Raw genomic sequence first — 19,112 nt, 5'->3', positions numbered from 1 at the left:
CGATCACAAAATCAACCGGCTCGACGAATTGCTTCCTTGGAATTGGACACCAGCACCGCCCGAAGATTGCAAGGCGGCCTAAACCGGGCGGTTACTTTGCGTCGGTTCACTCCCATCTTGATCCTCTTGGACCCGCTGCCAACTTCAGCTGGGCATTCCGTGGCGCTCTCGTCATCCCGCGCCTGCAACCTGGCCACCGGGCACGCCACTATGCCGCCATACTTGGACTTGCAAAAGATCGAAGAGCTGAAGCCATGTACAGGGCGCAGGTCAAGCTGACCACTTGCAAGCAGATCTCGTGACAGAAACCATCGATTAGTCGTCCCACTAGCTGCGCATTGGCGCAGTCCTCCATCGCTTACCATTCTGTCAGGAGAGCAGATCGAAGATCTGGCCATCGATCTGTATATTGATTTCAGTTTGATCGCCCCCATCAGTAAGCGCCCAGAGTAATTGTCCGGTGGGTTTATACCCAATAAAAGCGTCTGCAATGCCGACCACACCTGCATTTGCGGCTGACGACGCAGCGAAGTTGACGACGTAGTTCTCTGCCGACGAGCCTGCTATCCCAGACTGCAACACATCTCCCTCGGACGCATCGTAATCCTGAATCCAGTCAGTCCCGTGGCCCCGCACGCCCAAGTGGAAAAAGCGATCGGCTCCAAAGCCTCCGACAAGCTGATCGAACCCAAACCCGCCGTGGATGAAATCCCGCCCTTCGCCAGCGAAAATCGTGTCTGACCCGGCATTGCCGCCCAGAATATCATCGCCGTTGCCACCGACAAGCATGTCGTTGCCCTGACCTCCATTTACAGTATCAACACCGGCGCCGCCCGAAACAGTATCCGCGCCTACCCCGCCATGGACGAGATCATTTCCCCTGCCACCAGCCAACTGGTCCTCTCCGTCACTACCGAAGAGCATATCGTTGCCGCTACCGCCATAAGCGCTGTCATCGCCATCCCCGCCTTCGAGGCGATCATTGCCGCCCCCTCCGAACAACGCGACACCGCCACTTCCACCAGACATGCTATCGTCGCCACCGAAACCAAAGACCATGGCGTCAGAGCCATCACCGTTCAGCGTATCGTTGCCCGAACTGCCCAATATAAATGGGTCGGTGAAGTATTGCGCATCGATAGTGCCGTCCTGAGCACCGTCCAAACGATCAACTGCGGCCAGCGTTGCGTATCCGCCAGATATGACAAAGGTGGACCCGTCTCCATTTCCGATTATCAGCGACACATGACTATCTTTGGCAGAGATCCCGCCCGAGAAGGAGAGCGCAAAGGACGACGGGTCCGTCAAGTTTGATCCATCGATCGTAAAACCGGTGCGCGCATCAAGGGTCTCGAGGTCCAGGCGTTCGTTGAACGATCCGCTCCCCCGACCAAAAACGATGTGAAGCCGCCTGCCTGTGGCAATCTCATCCGTCAGCGCGAAATCGGCCTGCCCGTCGCCGTTGATGTCTCCGATCCCGCCAACCAGTTCCCCAAGCCCGTATCCGACAGAACTGATGACGTAACCATGCGCGCTGTTGAGGTCGGCAGGCGAAAAATCCGCCGGTCGCCGACCCGGCGAGCCGTGTACGAGATACGCCTCACCGCGTCCGCCACCTACACCCGCGGCGCCGATCAATATGTCGTCATAGCCATTCTTGTTGCTGTCGCCGACAAACGCCACGTCTGAGCCGACGAGATCTCCGCTCTCTTGGCCAGAGAATATGAACCCGTCGCTGCCATCCAGCGCGTCCACCTGACGCGAGGTTGCAGGCGCGTCGCTTCCAAAGACGATGAAAACCTGCCCCGAGTCTATAACGCCAGCCCCGCTGTCGGCGTTCGGTGCGGCGATAAGCAGATCTGCAAAGCCGCCGTTAATGTCTCCACCAGCATCTATCGCATAGCCAAATCCCGAATCGTTTTGCGTCGAGAACAGGCGCTGAAATCCGGAAGTCTGGTCGTAGAGATCCAATGATCCTGTTGCTTCGAATGTCGGGTTCAACAGGACGTGCACCGCGGCGTTGGTTGCCGTTCCATTGATCAAAACGTCCGGTTTGCCGTCGCCATCAAAATCCGCAGCCCCCGATATTCTGCTGCCTGTCTGACCTCCGAAATCTGGCCCGATCACTGTAAGGCCGGAGCTGCCAAGAGCACTGACATCTACCGTTTCGGGGTCAGCGTCGGTTCCGAAGATGACATAGGCAACACCTGCATCGTTGCGCGTTCGGGTATAGGTGTATTGAATGGCGGTTCCGTAGTAATAGGATTGGTAAGTGTTATAACCACCCTGATAGGTGCGTTGTTCGGTATAGGTGCCGCCATCGGATGTATAAACGGTGTAAGTGTATGTATATGTGACAGGAATGTAGGTTGTATAAAACCGCGTATATCCATCAAATCGCGTGTAGATATATTGGTACTCAGGCGAAGTGCCTGGCGCGCCAATCATCACATCGGCAAATCCGTCACCATTGATATCGCCTATTGCGCTGACAGCCATACCAAGCTGGTCGTCTGTAAGCGGGCTGACAACCTTGATGCCATCACCAGCTGCGAGAGTGTCCAGATCAATATCACCCGGCAATCCATCTGCGTCGCCGAAAATGAGATAAGCCTGCCCGTCTCCGGTGTTCCCGGGATCACCGATCAGGAAATCCTCAAATCCGTCACCGTCAAAATCTCCAACTGCGGCCACAGCCACTGGATTTGCCGAAGAAGAAGATGACAGGCGAGAGACCGAAACAGGCATTGGCGATCCACAAATTAAACAACGCGGAGCTCAACGTTGCCTTTAGATTAACATGTCAGTGCCTGATCGAGCAACTCTGGCGTCGGCTATACCGATTGCCAACCCCCGCTGGTTTGAGCCAGTATTCAACGATGGACAACTCTCGGTATAGCCAAACTGCTGCAGCCCCGGCCGTCAAAGCGGAGTCGTCGCTTGAAGTCCTCGCCTCCGAAGGCTTCGCCTGTTTCCTGACGGCAGCCAGGATTTCGCTCGCGTTCACGACCTACCAGGCGGGCAAAATCCTGTTCGTGGGCGTCGGGGCTCAAGACCAAGTGTCTATCTTCGAGCGCAGCTTTCCCAGATGCATGGGGCTTGGGCCGGCAGGCAATACGATTTGGATGAGTTCGCTGTTCCAATTATGGCGTTTGGAAAACTTCTTGCCATCCGGACAGAAATATAACGGCTATGATGCGGTGTTTGTACCGGTGAATGGGCACACGACAGGTGAAATTGACGTGCATGATATTGCCCAAAAAGACGGGCGGCCAGTATTTGTGGGAACACGCGTCAATTGCCTTGCCACAGTGGACGAAAGACACAGCTTTGTCCCGATCTGGAAGCCCCCGTTCATCGACAAGATTGTGGCAGAGGACAGATGTCATCTCAACGGTGCTGCCTTCGTCGATGGGGCGGCCGAATATGTCACGTGCGTTGCTATGACCAATACGCGCCGGGGATGGTCTGACAAACGTCGTGACGGCGGCGTTGTCTTAAGCGTCCAAGACGGAGAGCCTGTGGTCACCGGCCTGTCGATGCCGCATTCTCCGCGTCTCCATGATGAGCGGCTTTGGGTGATCCAGTCCGGAAAGGGTGAGTTTGGTTGGGTCGATATTGAAGCGGGCAGGTTTGAGCCGATTTGTCATCTGCCCGGATTTGCGCGAGGGCTGGCATTTGCTGACGGGCATGCCATCATCGGAATTTCCCGACCAAGAAAGGACAAGACCTTTGAAGGCCTGGAACTTGATGACCGGTTGGCGGCGCGAGGTCAGGACCCTCTTTGCGCGATACTTGTTGTCGATCTGTCGGATGGAGCCATCGTACACGGTCTCTACATGACCGGGGCTATTCAGGAACTCTATGATGTCTGCGTCTTGCCCGGTATCCGGCGCCCCATGGCGCTCGGCTTCATGTCAGAGGAAATCCGGTTTTTCCTGCGTCCTGCCGAATTGAACCGCAAATGACCCGGCTCGTCATTCATATCGGCGATTGCAAGGCAGGCAGTACCGCCATCCAGTCAGTACTCCGGCAGGGCTCATATGAAACGAGTGTGGAACGACCGCTCTATGCAGAATCTGGTCGACGAGGCGCGTTAAACCACCATCCGCTTTCGAACGCACTTTTCATGAAAGAGGCAAGTAAATGGCGTGATCGGGCGTGGTCCTCACTTTCCGAAGAGGTCAGGAATTCAGGCAGGACGACCGTCATCTCCTCCGAACGATTTGAGTTCGCAGATCCGCTGGCCCTGCGCGACGTTCTCGTCGAATTCCTTCCCGATGTGGACGTAAAGCTTGTCGCATATATCCGGCCGCATCTGGAGCGCGTCGTTTCAGGATATGTACAAAACGTGAAGCAGGGATTGTTCGACGGCGAGCTTGACGCGTTTCTGGGTCAGTTACACAAGACGGGTCGATTTCAATTTGTGCCCCGCTTGGTGCAATGGCGAAAGGTCTTTGGCGATGCATTGCATGTACGCCCGATGGTCAGGGCGGAACTTGCTGGAAGTTGTGTTGCGACCGATTTCCTGAGCTTTGTCTGCGAAGCACCTGTTGAGGTGACAAAGATCGCATCGTCGAACCCATCTCTGTCGGCGCCGGCTCTTGCGTTGGTAAGGGCGTTGTGGCGCGAACTGGGAACAAATCGCGCGGGAAATTCGCCGCAGGTCAAGGCGCTGAACAGCTTTGCAGCCGCGCTGGAAACCAGCGACCCGTACCGGGCCGAAAAGGTGATGATGTCTCGCAAGCAAGCCCAGCGGGCTGCAAACATCTTCGTAAGTGACGCAGTCCGATGCGATTCAGAGTTTTTTGGCCATTCGGTGCTGTGTGATGCCAACTCACGGTATCTCGACGACGCCCCCGGCATCGTTCAGGAGCTGGCAGCCCCCCCGGACGCAGTCGAGATCTCAAGGATTTGGCTGATGGCAAGCCGCGCTAAGCGAACTGATGGCAACCCGCATGCGACCGCTGCACACTGGGCGGCGTTGCGTTGAAGGACGGTGGAGCAAGCCCTGTAGGAGCCTCAAGCCCGGGGGTCTCGACATCGCGCAGAAGGTTGTGTCGATGACAGTGGAGACACTCGCATGGGCAAGCATCGGTGTATGCAATGGTCACAGCTGGGTGCCAACAATTTGGCCGTTATCCAAGCCGCTTTCTTGATGCACGTCCATCGGTTCTCCTTGCAAAAAGTTACAGAGTGAGACCGCCAGATCTTAGGGTCAGAGTCTTCGGCATCCCGTAAGTTCAGGGAGAATTGATGAGGCGCCCGGACAGCTGAGCAGATCATGGAGCGGGCAAACCAAGAGCACCTCATACGAGGCTGATCCTATGCGGTCGCGATGCAGGAACCGAGGCAGCGGCGCGATCCTGACAAAGAAAGCGGCAACTGGCCACTCATTTCTCAGCAAAATCGATTGCCCGCATATGGGCTTGCTTCCCGACATGAAATGAAAAGCGGACATCCGTTCTGGCGCAGCGAAAGGGCGTTTTCCGAAGTGGCCGCTCCTGATCCGCGAGGCAAAGGCTACCAACTCAATCTGCGTGGAAGTTCTGCTGCACTGCAGCCAGATTTCATTGTAGGGTCGTTGTGTATCAGCACGTATCGCCGGACCCGCCAACGCGACGGCACGTCAATTTAATCATGTGAGCGGCCGCACAGGATTGGCAGGAGCCACTAAAGATAGGGCAAAATCATGTTCAAGCTTTATGAGTGGCTGACGCAATGCGCCCTGAACCTCGCTGACCCTTACGTCCACGGCTCTGGGGAGACGCCCAATTCGCGGGTCTGGCCCTATCTTCGGTCGCATCTGCACCCGCTGCGCAAGGTGTTGGTGCTGAGCGTGATCGTCACGATCTTGACCGCCAGTATTGAGGTCTGGCTGATCAGCTATGCCGGACAGTTGATCGACATGCTGGCTGACACCCCACCTTCCGAAATATGGAAACAGCACAGCTTCAGCCTGCTCAGCGCGGCGGTCATGATCATCCTTCTGCGCCCGCTCTCCCAATTCGCCAGGTTCGCGGTGAATGACATCGGGTTTTCATGCAACGTGGCCAACCTGTTCCGCTGGCGCGCGTACGACCACCTGACCCGGCAGTCTGTGGGCTGGTTTCAGGACGATCTGGCAGGGCGCACTGCCTCGCGACTGGTGATGATGGGCAATTATGCCTCCGATGCGCTTTACCAAATGATCAATGCCGTCGCCTTCGGCTTTGTCTACGTGGTTGGCGTCGTGATGCTGATGGCCGGCACGGACATTCGGCTGGCGATCCCATTGTTCATTTGGCTGGCACTCTACATGATGTTGATGGGGCTGATCGTGCCGCGCATGGTGCGCGCCATGGAAGCCTTCAGCGCTGCGAAATCGGGGCTGCTGGGCAAGGTTGTCGACACGTTCACCAATTTTGACACCGTCAGCCTTTTCGCACGCCGCAATGAAATGGAGGCGGACCACCTCCTGTCGTTGGAAGACACGCGCGCCTCTCTGTTCCGCGCCCGCCAGATCGGACTGGCGCTGCGGACGGTGACGGTCTGGCTTGAAGGGGTGATCATGGCGGGGATCGTTGGCTACGGCATCTGGCTGTGGAGCCAGGGTGGCGCGACCATCGGCCTTGTCAGTGCCGCAGTCGCATTGTCGCTGCGTATCACCACGATGGCGGAATGGATTCTCGAGGCCGTCTGGCGCATTTTCGAACAGGTCGGCTCGATCCGTGAGGCGCTACTCACCATTGCTCAGCCGCTCATGATCCAATCAGATCGCCACCTTCCCGACCTCGTCGTCTCGGGCGGCGAGATCAGCATAACGAATGCTCGGCACCATTATGGCAAGGGCAAGGGCGGGCTCAACGGGATCGACCTCCACGTGCGTGCCGGCGAGCGGGTGGGCCTGGTGGGGCCGTCGGGGGCAGGCAAATCGACGCTGGTGAACCTGATCCTGCGCTTTTACGACCCTGAAAACGGTCAGATTACAATCGATGGTCAAGACATCCGCAACGTGGATCTTGAAAGCCTGCGGAAGGCTATCGGCATGGTCAGTCAACAAGCCGCCCTTCTCAACCGATCTGTGCGCGACAATATCGCGCTGGGGAGCATGGACGTGACGCAGGAACAGATCGAGGCCGCTGCGCGCGAGGCGCAGGCGCATGATTTCATTTGCGAGCTGCGCGACAATCAGGGTCGCACTGGCTATGACGCCCACGTGGGTGAACGGGGCGTCAAGCTTTCGGGCGGGCAACGTCAGCGCATCGCCCTGGCCCGCGTGTTTCTCAAGAACGCACCGATCCTGATACTGGATGAGGCAACAAGCGCCTTGGACAGCGAAGTGGAAGCCGAGATCCAGAGCGCACTGAAACAGGTGATGCACGGCAAGACCGTAATCGCCATCGCGCACCGACTATCCACCATTGCAGAGATGGACTGCATCGTCGTGATCCAAGACGGTCGGATCGTGGAAAAGGGAATGCATCAGGAGCTGTTGGCCGCAGGCAATCTCTATGCCAACCTGTGGAACCGCCAGTCCGGAGGGTTTATCGGTAACGACGATCAGTGCTGAGGGCCGCGAATTTCAATTTGGAACCCTTCAGCGCGATCCTCTGAAAAATTAACCTTCTTCAAGCGGGCAAGGCTCAAACTGACAGAAGCGGCGGCGAAGTCCTGCGGCTTGGCCGTCTGACCGGACGCTGAGCTGCGACGGATAGCAGCCATTTCGCAAACGTCGATCATCGCATGGTACTTCCCACAGCTATCAGTAAACATCCCTCTGATAGCGGTGGGAGGCGGCCAGCGTTTCCATGTAAGTCGCTGCTTCGAATTCGGATTTTCCGCCCTGCTGCATAATGATCTCTCTCAAGGCACGGTCAACATCGGCGGCCATACGGTTGGCGTCTCCGCAAATGTAAATTGCGGCGCCGTTTTCCAGCCAGTCGAACACCTCTTGGGCGTCCCGCTTCAACAAGGTCTGCACATAGACCTTTTCGGCACTGTCGCGCGACCAGGCGAGGCTGAGCTTGTCCAAGACGCCATCTTTCAGCCAGGTTTCGATCTGTTCGCGATAAAGATAGTCACATTCCTCGTGCTGGTCACCAAAGAACAGCCAGTTCCTGCCCTCAGCCCCGCGTGCCTCGCGCTCTTCCAGAAAGGCACGAAACGGCGCGATTCCGGTGCCGGGGCCGATCATGATCAACGGCACCGTGTCGTCAGCGGGGATATGAAAATGCGATGACTTCTGCACGTAGACGCCAACACTGCCACCCTCGACCAGACGTTCACCCAAATAGGTGGAAGCCACGCCTTTCCGGTCGCTGCCATGCAGGTTGTAGCGCACCTCGCCCACGGTCAGGTGCACCTCGCCGGGATGCGTCTTGGGACTGGAGGAAATCGAGTACAACCGAGGCTGCAATGCCCGCATCCCCTCGACCAGACGCTGAGGGTCTGAAACCGCTCCGGCCTGTAGCAGGTCGATGATCTGGTCATCTTCGCCGTTTTTCTCGACGCCCCAAGCCTCCAGAGTTTTCGGTGTCACGGTTTGCAGGTTAAGCCGGGTCAGCAGCGCCGCGCGCAGCGGTGTCGGCCCGGTCTTCAACATGACGGTTTCCTTGCCGCTAAAGCCGGTGGCGATCAGGACCTCCTGCACCTCTTTGCGGCAGTTTATCGGCCAGACGCCCAGAGCGTCCCCCACGTCATAGCTTAGATCCTCTCCACCACCGGCCAGAGACAGTTCGATATGGTTCACAGATTTGGCTGACGCCGCGCCACTCAGGCGTTGCGCAACCGACAGCGTCGCCATGAACGGGTGGTTCTTGTCAAACGCGGGACCCGCCGCGACCGGCTCGGGGGGCAAGGCTGCTCCGGCGGCGCTCTTGAAAAGGTCACTTGAAAAAGTTGCGTCTCGCCACGCGGCAAAGTCGTCATCAAAGTCGACATCGCATAGGACGGCGTCGGCCGCGCGGGTTGCGCCCAACTCACCCAACCGCCGATCAATGTCGCTGGCTGCCTTGTTGAAATCCGCGTAGCTTGAATCGCCCAGCCCCAGAATGCTGAAATTGAGGCTGGCCGGTAATTCCGGTGCGGTATCGTCCATCAACGCAGTGTAGAATTTGGCGGCGTTATCCGTTGGTTCGCCTTCGCCAAAGGTAGCGGCGACAATCAGAAGGTGGTTGATGGCCGATAAATCCGCGACCTGCAGATCATCCAGTGACGCCACCGTTGCTTCGAAACCCTGCGTTTTCGCGTATTTGCGCAACTCTTTTGAAAGGGCCTCTGCATTCCCCGATTGCGAGCCATACAGAATGGTCAACGCAGTGCCCGCTTCCGCCACGCCACCGCTGCCAGCCGTGGCGGCGGATGCAATCGCGTGCAATCCGCTTAGAAGCCCGTTCAACCAATGGCGCTGTGCTTCATCGAAGGGGGCATCTGCGGGAATGAATGTTGCCGGGGCGAGGCCGTGTGTCTGGCCAATCGCGGTCGCAAGATTTTGCAGAATTTTGGGGTCTTGGGCGGTCATGATGAGGTATCCGGATTTTGATTAGCAAGCGGTGGCGAATTCCTGAGGCACCAGGCCCTTCAGGGCCTCGTCGCCAAGGCCGCGGGTGAATTCCAGAAAGGTCTGTTTCGGGGAGCGTTCAGCGACATAGCGGCCCACCACATGATCAAGAATGTCGATGACCGTGCCGCTTGGGACCGGGCCACAGAGAGGGCGCGCCAGCCCTTGATCGGTGTCAGACCCGCCACCCAGAAAGACGTTATACCCTTCGCCGCCGCCCGGTGCGGTGGTCCCGACCAGACCAATGTCACCGATGTAATGCTGCGCGCAGGAGTTGGGGCACCCCGTCAGGTGGATGTTGATGGGGGTGTCGAGGGCGTATTTGCTTTGCAAATGCTGCACGATGGCGCGCGCATCGGCCTTCGTGTAGGCCAGCGCCAGTTTGCAGGCCCATTTGCCCGTACAGGCCACGGCGCCAGCGGCGAAGGCATTGGCCTCTTCGCTCAGACCGATTGCCGCCAACTCCTCTTGCACCCGCCCCACTGCGTCGTCCGGCACGCCAAGGATTAGCGGATTCTGCCAAACTGTCAGGCGCATATCGTTGCTGCCATGGACCATTGCGATCCGGCCCAATTCGCACATCTGATGCGCGGACATGTGCCCTAGCTCAAGCGCGACACCGACGTAATTCAAGCCGCCAGACTGCTTATGCACGCCGATATGCGCCTGACGGTCGACTGGCTTGCGGGGCGCTTCGACACCCTCGGGAAGATTGGCAAAGACCACGCCCCGACCTTGCGCGTTCAGCTTCTCTTGCGCCGTTTTGCAGAACCAATCGACGCCCTTACTGTCGAGCAGATATTTCAGGCGCGCCTTGCCGCGGTTGCACCGGTTGCCGTGTTCGACAAAGACACGCAGCATCGCTTCGGCCACGTCCACCGCCTCTGCTGGACGGCAGGCCAACCCGGTATGGCGGGCGAAATCCTTGTGCCCGGTGATCCCGCCCAGAGATATGCGCAGCCAGATGCCCGGCTCGATCCCCTGATCGTTTTCGGGGACTTCAACCGCGCGGAAGCAGATGTCGTTGGTATCAGAGACGCAAGAGATACACCCCGCACCATCAAACGAAATGTTGAACTTGCGCGGGATGCCCTGCAATTCGCGGGTGCGCAGGATCCGAAGGCTCAGACGCGCCGCCTGCTCGCGCAGATCTACAAGTTCCAACGGATCGACCCCGGCGATCGGCGAAACGGTGAGATTGCGGGCACTGTCGGCACCGGTGCCCTGCGACGTCAGCCCGACGCTCTGCATCTTTTCGATAACCGGAATGACATTCCCCGGCATGATTTCGCGCAGTTGCAAGCTTCCCCGCGTCGTCACGTGCGAATAGCCGCCCGCATGGTCCCTGGCGATCTCTCCCATCAGTTTCATCTGGTCGCCGCGAATGATGTTCCCCGGGCACCGCATCCGCATCATGTACCCTTCCTGAGCGGGTCGAACGTCGAAAAAGCCCAGATGCCGCAGCAGAAAATTATCCAGTCCCGAGGCCTGATGACCCTCGGCCTCCCACGTCTCGACCATGTGCCACATGTCGAGAGGATGCATGTTGTGCTTCGCCACCTCTTCCTTGGCCAAGTCTTCCAGCGGCACACCGTATACGGTCACTTCCTCGGGTGAGGCAGAACCTTCTCCGACGTGGAAGGCCTGGTTCAGGTTCAGCCTGGTGAGGATGTCGATCAGATAGTTTTGCTGTTCGGCGGTAAATCCGGGCGCGGTTTGAGACATTTTCCTAGATCCGTGATCCACGAACGGCGCAAGGGCGCCGCACATATGTGTGTTTCTGGGGGCGCGCATGCGCGCGGGTGAGGTTTTTGTGCTTCGCTGGTCGGGGCGAGTGGCCGCAACCAGCATGATCAACGGACCGCGCTGTCCGATTTCAGGCCGCCATACTTCTGCTGCTTCGGACATCGTCGCCCAGAATGAAGAAGCAGGCCTCCTCAAGAACTGTCAGGCACAATTCGCGAGAGGCAAGCGCCAGAGGCTGAATCTTGACGCGACGGGCACGTTCGGCCGTCAGAAGGTCTAATATTCAGCGAACCGGAGCATTTTTTGAGCACTCCGAGAGTGGCAAGTACTCATTAGCGACCCTGCGGAGCGGGTATCCGGCCGCACTCCACATTCAGAGCAGGCGTGAGAGCCCTGCGATTCTGCGCCACAGCATGCGACCTTCTGCACTGCAGCATTCGGAGACGATTACAAATTCGCTTTTGGCAACGCAAACTGCTCAAATTGTCAGCAAATCAGGTGCGCGACGCAACCGACGTCTCGCTGGATTTGGCAAATTGCATTGACATGTATTTGCCCACCGTATTCAGATTTTGATGTGCTAGGCGACGATGCCAAAGCGCCCAACCCAGCAACCGGTCCGGGAACAGCTTCGGATTTGGTCAGTCATCAGCAGCAACGACGCTGCGTGTCAGAAACACATCGAACACTGCAACCGTACCCTCGGGTTCAACGCATGCCTTCATGCGGCCCGTCCGCGCTGTTTGATGGACCCAAGTTGGGCATATTCTGCCACCACAACATATTCCCGGCGCATCCCAGCAAAGCGGCGCCCAGAATTCAGACACTCCACCCAAACTTGTGCCGTTTCGAAAGCTAGGGGCACCCAGACAAGAGGAACAGAAATGTCATATGTAACTCCCGCCGAATTTTCGGCCCAAATGGTCGATGCGGGCGCGAAAAAAGCTCTGATGTCCACCAAGGATACCCTGATCCGAGCCTATATGGCGGGCGCCATCCTGGCACTCGCCGCCGCATTCGCGGTGACGATCTCGGTCCAGACCGGACATTTCATAATCGGAGCGTTGCTGTTCCCGGTGGGCTTTTGCACGCTGTACCTCTTGGGTTACGACCTTTTGACGGGTGTCTTCACACTGGTCCCGCTCGCGGTCTTCGATAAACGTCCCGGCGTGGATGCAAAAGCGATGTGGCGCAACTGGGGTCTGGTTTTCGTTGGCAACTTTGCCGGGGCCATGACAACGGCCATTTTCATTACAATTACCTTAACGATGGGCTTCACGCAGGAACCGAACGCGATTGGGCAGGCCTTGATGAATATCGGGCACAACCGAACGGTGGGTTATGCAGATGCGGGCGCAGGCGGGATGCTGACACTGTTTGTGCGGGCGGTGATGTGTAACTGGATGGTCTCCACCGGTGTTGTCGCGGCCATGGTGTCGACGTCGACCTCGGGCAAGATCATGGCCATGTGGATGCCCATCCTGATCTTCTTCTACATGGGGTTCGAGCATTCGATCGTGAACATGTTCCTGTTCCCGATCGGTATCCTTCTGGGGGCTGATTTCACTTGGGGTGACTACCTTCTGTACAACGAAATCCCGACTGTTGTTGGCAATCTGGTCGGCGGTCTGACCTTCGTGGGCGCGATGCTCTACTCCACCTACTACAAGACCAGCCCGTCGCGCGAACCCAAAAGCGTCGCGGCCGAGTAAGTCGCGCAATCAAACAAACCAGCCGCACGGATTGGCGTCCGTGCGGCCTTGCCGTTTGAACCAGATGCAGAGTCGTCCCATGGCCAAAGACGGGTTCACCCCAAATGCCCTTGCCGTCCAGCTTGGTCAGTTTTCCCAGGCAGGGCTGAAGGGGCAGCGGAACCAGGATTTCTTCGGTGCCACCGTCCCCGATGGCAGCGCGCTGCGGCTCAAGGGCGTGACCGTGGCGATCGCGGATGGGATCTCACCCAGCCCGGTTAGCCATGAAGCGGCAGAAATTGCCGTCAAAAGCCTGATGACCGACTATTACGCCACCACCGATGCCTGGGGTGTGCAGACCGCGGCCAGCAATGTCATATCAGCGACCAATTCGTGGCTTTACGGGCTAAACCGTCGCTCCATGCCCGAACGGGCAGAGCTGGGGCATATCTGCACCCTGTCCGCGCTGATCCTCAAGGGGCATACCGCGCATATTCTACACGTCGGAGACAGCCGTGTCTGGCGCATTACCGGCTCCAGCCTGGAGCCACTGACGAACGACCATGTTACCCCGGTGCCGGGTTCTCGTCCGCAGCTGAGCCGCGGCCTGGGCCTGAACCAGCATATCGCGGTCGACTACCGAGAGCTTCGCGTGCAACCGGGCGATGTGTTCTTGCTGACAACCGATGGCGTGCATGAATATTGGCAGCCCAAAGACGTGCTGACCACGATCGAAAGCGCAAGCACCCTTGACGATGCCGCAGCCACCATTGCTGAAGCCTGCCGCAATGCAGGCAGCCACGATGATCTGACGGTGCAAATCGTGCGCGTCGAGGCATTGCCCGAGAGCGAACAGCTGACCGATCTGGTCCCCGATAACCTGCCACTACTGCCGTTACCAGAGCCGGGGACGAGCCTCGACGGGTTTCGGATTGTCCGCAAAATCCACGAAAACAACCGCAGCCATATCTTTCTGGCCATCGCGCCTGATGGAAAGAAGGTGGCGTTGAAGATGCCCGCGAGCGAAACAAAGTCCGACCCGGCCCAGCTTCGACGGTTCCTGATGGAAGAATGGATCGCCCGACGGCTGTCCTCGCCCCACGTTCTGCGCGCCGCAGAAGCACCGGAACAACGCTCTGGTCTCTATGTCCTGACCGAATTCATCGAGGGCCAGACCCTGCGCCAATGGATGCGCGACAACCCGCACCCAACGATAAAGGAAGTGCGCGACCTTGCCCACCAGATGATCCTCGGGCTGCGCGCCTTTCATCGCAAGGACATGCTGCATCAGGACTTTCGGCCTGAAAACCTGATGATCGATTCAGACGGGACGGTGAAGATCATCGATCTGGGGTCGACCCGCGTGCAGGGCGTCGAAGAGGGTCAGGCCCGTCCAGATGATGCCATTCTGGGCACGCTGCAATATACCGCGCCTGAATACTTTGTTGGCGATCCCCCCGGTCCCTATTCTGACCAGTTCTCCCTTGGCGTGGTCATCTACGAGATGCTGACCGGTCGTTTGCCCTACGGCGCCGATGCCGCTCGTGTGAGCAACCGGCGCGACAGGGCCCGGCTCCGCTATCGTCCTGCCGTCGATGCCGAAAACGCGGTGCCCTACTGGATTGACGACACGCTGCGTCGCGCCACACACCCGCTCGGCCACCGGCGTTTTACCGCGCTCTCCGAGATGGACAGGGCGCTGACCGTGCCATCGCCGGGAAGTCGCAGCCACGCCAGACGCCCACTGGCAGAACGCGACCCCGTCCGGTTCTGGCAAACCATTTCGGCCGTGCTCTTCTTGATCGTGCTCATCTTGTTGGCACGTCTCTGACTATCTCAACTTCCAACCGAAAGGATACAAAATGGACATGATCGCAACCACAATGACTCGCGAAGACGTCACCGCGATGATCATTCAGGCCAAGAAGCAGGGCGGGCTCACCTGGGAAGGCATCGCTGAATCTATCGGCATGTCGCCGGTCTGGACCCATTCGGCTGCAATGGGCATGAACGCCATGCCCAGCGACAAAGCAGACGCGCTGGTCAGCACCCTGGGGCTGGCACCCGAGGCCTCAGCCATTCTGCAGGAAAGCCCGACAAAGATCTGGGAGCAGACCGTTCCGACCGACCCCTGCATCTATCGCTTTTACGAGATTGTGGGTGTCTATGGCCCAACCCTCAAAGCGCTCATCCACGAAAAATTCGGCGACGGGATCATGTCTGCGATTGACTTTGATATGACCGTGTCGCGGGTCGAAAACCCCAAGGGTGACCGGGTCAAAGTCGAAATGTCCGGCAAGTATCTCGCGTATAACTGCTGGTAACTTCCAACGTGACCCCGCCCAAATATGGGCATTGTTGATGGGTGGATGCCCCTCCCGGTGGCAGCGAAATGTGCCAACGTGATCTTTGCTGGAGGTATCGCAGAAGGAGAGAGCATCCACGCCATCAACACAGCCGTGGCGCGGTACCGGTGTCTTTATGACGATCCCTCCGACGGGGCATCCAGGGCCAATTGCGGGCGAAGGTATCACAAAGGCTTGGCGATCTCGGTCTCGCGCGCAAGAGGGAGTGTTGAGGACGTCGGAAACGCCCACATGGGCAAACATCTCCCCATGCGATGGTCTACGCAAGATGCCAGCGACAGAGCGGTCACTCAGGCCGCTGTGCTCGAAGGACGTTTACCCGCCTCCAAGGCAGGAATAACGGCTTGCCCCCTCACTCAGGCGCCAGCGCGCGACGTTTTTTCGTAGTACGGTGGCGCAGGAAAAAGCGGGTCATTTCGCGTGATGCATCCGGGCCGGTGGGGTCTGTATAGCTCCCTGCGGCATGACCGCCGGACCACGCGTGCCCGGAGCCGCGAACGAGCCAATGTTCCGTGTAAGAGCGTCCCCTCCCAACGCGGTGAACGGTGCGCTCATATTCGCGGCCACCGGCCACGCGGCCTGCCCTTACTGTTCGATCAAGGCTGTCGTAAGGCTCAACGGCCCGGATCGACACGAACCGGCCGTTTCGGGGATTGACGACCTTGTCGGCGTCACCGTGAAATATGATTGTCGGCATCGGAGTGGTCAGGCGCTGCCCAACCGCGCCTGCCTGCATGGCTCTGGCCATCGAGGCCCCGTCATGGGCGGCCCCCACCGGCAAGCCGGAATGGACACCGACGGCCGCAAAAATGTCCGGATAGGCGCTCGCAAGGATCAAGGCCGCGGAAGCACCGGCTGACAGGCCCGCAACATAGACTTTGGCTGGATCAACGTTCTGCTCCGCCATGATCTGCCGCGTCATGCTGGCAAGCAAAGCCGGTTCGCCCGCACCCCTTGCCTGATCCGCCCGCCTGAACCAGTTCCAGCACCGGTTCGGCTGTGCTTTGCGTGTTTGCTCCGGGTAACACACCAGAAACCCGAACTCCTCTGCCAGCGCGTTCATGCCTGTGCCACGCGCAAAATCCTGCGAGGACTGGCCACAGCCATGCAGCATGACGATGAGCGGCAGGGGATCTGAGCCCGCCTTAGCGGCCCCCGGGACATAGAGCTTGTAAGACCGTGCGCCAAAGTCGCTTTTGTGCATCATGGTCCGAAAGACGGAACCTCGAGGGTTGGTGGTGTTTGATCGCGACGTGGACGGCGGCCTTGCCTTGGCAGAGCTCTGCGCGCGGTTCGCTTTGTTTGCGCCTTTAGCTGAACCGGCCTTTGCCTTGGGCGTCCGTTTCGCAGGCTTTGCGGATTTACGTTTTGCGGGTTTGGCGGGGGCAAACACCGACCCCCAAACATCGGTCATCGCCGAAACCGTCGCGCGCCGGATTTTCTTTGCCGAATTTGCGCGGGCGCGTTTGTAGGGATCAAACATCTTACCTCAAATCAGTCAGCACGCAGAACATCTGCCATTCCGCGATTGCGACGTCTCGTTCGACAGCACAGCCGAAACCATCGAAATTATCGCAAAATGACGGCTGAACAGGCCATCAAACCTGTCCAGCCTATTCAGAGTGGGTATGACACCAAGCCGATGTATCAGGCAGCCGCGACGGCGATACCAGTCAGCTTGGCGTTGGCGGCCTTCTCCATGTCGAGGATCTGGGAGAGCAGCTCGTGGGCTTCGTCGTTTTTCAACTCCTTCGCCCATTGGCGCAGCGTGCCGTAACGCGCGATTTCATAATGTTCGACCGCCTGGGCCGCACCAATAAGACAGGCGCCCAACGCTTTGCCACTGGCCTCCTCAATGATGCCTTCGGTCTCCTTGATCAGCCCTTCGATCGCATCGCATTTTTCGCCCTCCGCAGGCTTGTCGATCGTGGCAAAGACCTTCTTGAGGATTTTCACATGCTCCTTGGTCTCTTTCAGGTGATCGTCGAAGGCTTTCTTGATGTCGCCATCGCCAACTGCGCTTGCCATTTTGGGCATCGCCTTGGTGAGCGCATTTTCAGCGTAGTAGATATCCTTCAGAGTATGGTGGAATGCTTCTGCCATCGTTTTCATTTGGTTGATTCCTGCTGTGACGATATGCAGTTCAACTCTCCACCGGGGTTTCCGTTCCGCGACTCCGTTGGCGAAATCAAATAATTTGCGGGCGTTGAATGAGGGTCGGATGTGCCTCGCGCCAAGGCACATCCAACAGGTGTTGTCGCGACAACGGGTCCCTAAGTGGTCAGGCCAGTGATCTGGTCACGGTCGGCGTCGTTGCAGACAGAGAAAGACAGGCACAAGTGCCTGCGCTCATCATACCAGACCTCTGGCAAAAGGCCCTGGTCAACTTGATCTTTCACGTGGTCGCCGAGATGACCATGGTCTTTCGCGCGGACGTTTCGTGCCTGACGCCCTTCATCGCCGTCATCCACATCGCCCATGCGCTGCATCGAGACACGACTGCCGTCCACAACGCCATCGACCCGCCTTGGTGAAAGCGCCGCGGCGCCAGCGCGAAATCTTCAGTTTTTCCCGTAAGTGCCAGGATCAAGCTTGGAAAATATCTCGTCCCAATACACCTGTTCGAGCCCCGCCACATCACCGGAGAGGTCGCTTGTCAGACCCCTCCTGTCAATCCCGGAGCAAGATCGGTCAAGTTCCCGGTGTAAAATTGGACAGTTTGGTTGGGAGTTAGCTGCGCCTTGGCGCGCGTGCTCTCCATATAGTTGACGCGCGGCAAGGCGCGCTGGCCGTAGGCCAGCACTCTTCTCTGTGATATTAGCTTTTGGCTTTCCGACTTTCGCGCAGCCGGAAGCTTTCGCCGTTCATTTCAAGGATATGCACGTGATGGGTCAGGCGGTCCAGAATTGCGCCTGTGAGGCGTTCCGAGCCGAAGACCTCGGTCCATTCATCGAATGGCAGGTTGGAGGTGATGATCATGGAGCCACGCTCGTAACGCTGGGAGATGACCTCGAATAGCAGCTCGGCACCGGTCTTGCTGAGCGGCACGAAGCCCAGTTCATCGATGATCAGCAGGTCCTGGCTGACCAGCAGCTTTTGCAAGCGCTGCAGACGTCGTTCGTCGACAGCCTCGATTAGTTCATGGACCAGGGCAGCGGCGGTCGTGAAGCGGACCTTGAGACCCTTCTGGCAGGCCGCCAGTCCGAGCCCGAGGGCGATGTGCGTCTTTCCTGTTCCAGAGGGCCCAGGGCGTCATGTCGAAGACATGCCTCTGGCATGATGACGTTCTCACGCCGACCGACGAAGGCGCAGCGGGCGAGTTCCATGGTCAGGACCTTGCTCAGTGACGCAATCACTTTGAAGTCGAAGCTGATCCGCTGCCCGGCAGTGGTTTGCGCAGCAAACCATGAGAGGGGAGGCTCTTGGTCGCCGGAAACTTCGCGGCCTTGATCCGGCGTTCGATCATCCGGCGTTCGCGCCTCGCGCCGAAGGCGCGGAATGCAAGAACTGGCGGCGTATGCCGCCGGGCAACTCCAGCTCACAGAGCCGCAGCAGATACTGCACATGATCCTTGTTCTCCGCCGCACACTGCCGTGCCAGCTTGTCGTATTCGCTGTTGAAGGTCGGCGGGCGCAGCTTCTTGAGATGATGCTGCAGCAGGACCTGTGGCGTATCGGTCATGCCGCTGCCCCGGACATCAGCACCTTGTAGCTGGCCGGGTCAGTCGTCTCGACCTGGGGCTTGGGCAGGTAGGGATAGATGTCCAGA

The 19,112-nt window shown here is 58.4% G+C and carries 14 protein-coding genes and 1 pseudogene; 8 read left to right on the top strand and 7 right to left on the bottom strand.

All coding sequences use genetic code 11. From position 1 onward, the window contains the following. Positions 1-302 (top strand): hypothetical protein (locus EDD52_RS23890; protein ID WP_207906081.1); only part of this gene is annotated, 302 nt, incomplete at its 5' end. Between the two features lie 67 nt (positions 303-369). On the opposite strand, the gene EDD52_RS22515 is transcribed toward EDD52_RS23890, so the two are convergent. Then, positions 370-2,748, bottom strand: a complete 2,379-nt coding sequence (locus EDD52_RS22515) for an FG-GAP repeat protein (RefSeq protein ID WP_132248865.1) — start codon at positions 2,746-2,748, stop codon at positions 370-372. Here EDD52_RS22515 and EDD52_RS22510 point away from each other — a divergent pair. From EDD52_RS22510 to EDD52_RS22500, 3 genes are all read left to right on the top strand, one after another. Then, on the top strand, positions 2,721-3,968 hold the full coding sequence (locus EDD52_RS22510) for a TIGR03032 family protein (protein ID WP_243652074.1): 1,248 nt from the start codon (positions 2,721-2,723) through the stop codon (positions 3,966-3,968). The two genes, EDD52_RS22515 and EDD52_RS22510, sit on opposite strands and share 28 nt — an antisense overlap. After that, positions 3,965-4,993: a hypothetical protein gene (locus EDD52_RS22505; protein ID WP_132248864.1), complete on the top strand. Its 1,029-nt coding sequence runs from the start codon at positions 3,965-3,967 to the stop codon at positions 4,991-4,993. The genes EDD52_RS22510 and EDD52_RS22505 overlap by 4 nt, the downstream gene beginning before the upstream one ends. Before the next feature lie 699 nt (positions 4,994-5,692). Further along, positions 5,693-7,552, top strand: coding sequence for an ABC transporter ATP-binding protein (locus tag EDD52_RS22500; protein WP_132248863.1), 1,860 nt, complete (start codon positions 5,693-5,695; stop codon positions 7,550-7,552). Here the strand turns inward: EDD52_RS22500 and EDD52_RS22495 are convergent. Genes EDD52_RS22495 through EDD52_RS22485 form a run of 3 tightly spaced genes read right to left on the bottom strand, consistent with a single transcriptional unit; the run spans position 7,543 to position 11,266 of the window. Then, a complete protein-coding gene (locus EDD52_RS22495) occupies positions 7,543-7,722 on the bottom strand; it encodes a hypothetical protein (protein ID WP_132248862.1) in 180 nt (59 codons plus the stop codon). The genes EDD52_RS22500 and EDD52_RS22495 overlap by 10 nt on opposite strands. A 22-nt stretch (positions 7,723-7,744) precedes the next feature. Further along, a complete protein-coding gene (locus tag EDD52_RS22490) occupies positions 7,745-9,502 on the bottom strand; it encodes a diflavin oxidoreductase (RefSeq protein WP_132248861.1) in 1,758 nt (585 codons plus the stop codon). Positions 9,503-9,523: 21 nt separating this feature from the next. Further along, positions 9,524-11,266 (bottom strand): NirA family protein, encoded by a 1,743-nt coding sequence (locus tag EDD52_RS22485; RefSeq protein WP_165907650.1) that lies wholly within the window; start codon positions 11,264-11,266, stop codon positions 9,524-9,526. A gap of 905 nt (positions 11,267-12,171) precedes the next feature. Here EDD52_RS22485 and EDD52_RS22480 point away from each other — a divergent pair. The 3 genes from EDD52_RS22480 (at position 12,172) to cynS (ending at position 15,302) form a co-directional block, all read left to right on the top strand. Then, the gene (locus EDD52_RS22480; protein WP_132248859.1) at positions 12,172-12,999 is read left to right on the top strand and encodes a formate/nitrite transporter family protein; all 828 of its coding nucleotides are present in this window, start codon (positions 12,172-12,174) and stop codon (positions 12,997-12,999) included. Positions 13,000-13,078: 79 nt separating this feature from the next. Continuing rightward, positions 13,079-14,809 (top strand): bifunctional protein-serine/threonine kinase/phosphatase, encoded by a 1,731-nt coding sequence (locus EDD52_RS22475; protein ID WP_132248858.1) that lies wholly within the window; start codon positions 13,079-13,081, stop codon positions 14,807-14,809. Positions 14,810-14,846: 37 nt separating this feature from the next. Continuing rightward, positions 14,847-15,302, top strand: coding sequence for a cyanase (gene cynS / locus EDD52_RS22470; protein WP_243652073.1), 456 nt, complete (start codon positions 14,847-14,849; stop codon positions 15,300-15,302). A gap of 394 nt (positions 15,303-15,696) precedes the next feature. On the opposite strand, the gene EDD52_RS22465 is transcribed toward cynS, so the two are convergent. Together EDD52_RS22465 and EDD52_RS22460 are read right to left on the bottom strand one after the other, a co-directional pair. Continuing rightward, positions 15,697-16,548: an extracellular catalytic domain type 1 short-chain-length polyhydroxyalkanoate depolymerase gene (locus EDD52_RS22465; RefSeq protein WP_243652072.1), complete on the bottom strand. Its 852-nt coding sequence runs from the start codon at positions 16,546-16,548 to the stop codon at positions 15,697-15,699. Between the two features lie 443 nt (positions 16,549-16,991). Beyond that, the gene (locus EDD52_RS22460) at positions 16,992-17,456 is read right to left on the bottom strand and encodes a YciE/YciF ferroxidase family protein (protein ID WP_132248856.1); all 465 of its coding nucleotides are present in this window, start codon (positions 17,454-17,456) and stop codon (positions 16,992-16,994) included. A gap of 227 nt (positions 17,457-17,683) precedes the next feature. On the opposite strand from EDD52_RS22460, the gene EDD52_RS22455 reads away from it, so the two are divergent. After that, the gene (locus EDD52_RS22455; protein ID WP_132248855.1) at positions 17,684-17,878 is read left to right on the top strand and encodes a hypothetical protein; all 195 of its coding nucleotides are present in this window, start codon (positions 17,684-17,686) and stop codon (positions 17,876-17,878) included. A 283-nt stretch (positions 17,879-18,161) separates the two neighbouring features. On the opposite strand, the pseudogene istB reads toward EDD52_RS22455, so the two are convergent. Then, a pseudogene (gene istB / locus EDD52_RS22450) lies at positions 18,162-19,025 on the bottom strand (IS21-like element helper ATPase IstB). Positions 19,026-19,112: the final 87 nt, after the last annotated feature.

Source organism: Primorskyibacter sedentarius, from assembly GCF_004342065.1.
Classification (GTDB): Bacteria; Pseudomonadota; Alphaproteobacteria; order Rhodobacterales; family Rhodobacteraceae; genus Primorskyibacter; species Primorskyibacter sedentarius.
Note: the sequence above shows the minus strand (reverse complement) of the source record. Positions and strands in the feature narration are given on the sequence as shown.

Coding starts and splice junctions, on each gene's coding strand:
- EDD52_RS22485 (WP_165907650.1), bottom strand. CDS start 11,266: ATGTCTCAAACCGCGCCCGGATTTACCGCCGAACAGCAAAACTATCTG.
- EDD52_RS22500 (WP_132248863.1), top strand. CDS start 5,693: ATGTTCAAGCTTTATGAGTGGCTGACGCAATGCGCCCTGAACCTCGCT.
- cynS (WP_243652073.1), top strand. CDS start 14,847: ATGATCGCAACCACAATGACTCGCGAAGACGTCACCGCGATGATCATT.
- EDD52_RS22475 (WP_132248858.1), top strand. CDS start 13,079: ATGGCCAAAGACGGGTTCACCCCAAATGCCCTTGCCGTCCAGCTTGGT.
- EDD52_RS22505 (WP_132248864.1), top strand. CDS start 3,965: ATGACCCGGCTCGTCATTCATATCGGCGATTGCAAGGCAGGCAGTACC.
- EDD52_RS22510 (WP_243652074.1), top strand. CDS start 2,721: ATGACAGGCGAGAGACCGAAACAGGCATTGGCGATCCACAAATTAAAC.
- EDD52_RS22480 (WP_132248859.1), top strand. CDS start 12,172: ATGTCATATGTAACTCCCGCCGAATTTTCGGCCCAAATGGTCGATGCG.
- EDD52_RS22465 (WP_243652072.1), bottom strand. CDS start 16,548: ATGCACAAAAGCGACTTTGGCGCACGGTCTTACAAGCTCTATGTCCCG.
- EDD52_RS22495 (WP_132248862.1), bottom strand. CDS start 7,722: ATGATCGACGTTTGCGAAATGGCTGCTATCCGTCGCAGCTCAGCGTCC.
- EDD52_RS22490 (WP_132248861.1), bottom strand. CDS start 9,502: ATGACCGCCCAAGACCCCAAAATTCTGCAAAATCTTGCGACCGCGATT.
- EDD52_RS22460 (WP_132248856.1), bottom strand. CDS start 17,456: ATGAAAACGATGGCAGAAGCATTCCACCATACTCTGAAGGATATCTAC.
- EDD52_RS22515 (WP_132248865.1), bottom strand. CDS start 2,748: ATGCCTGTTTCGGTCTCTCGCCTGTCATCTTCTTCTTCGGCAAATCCA.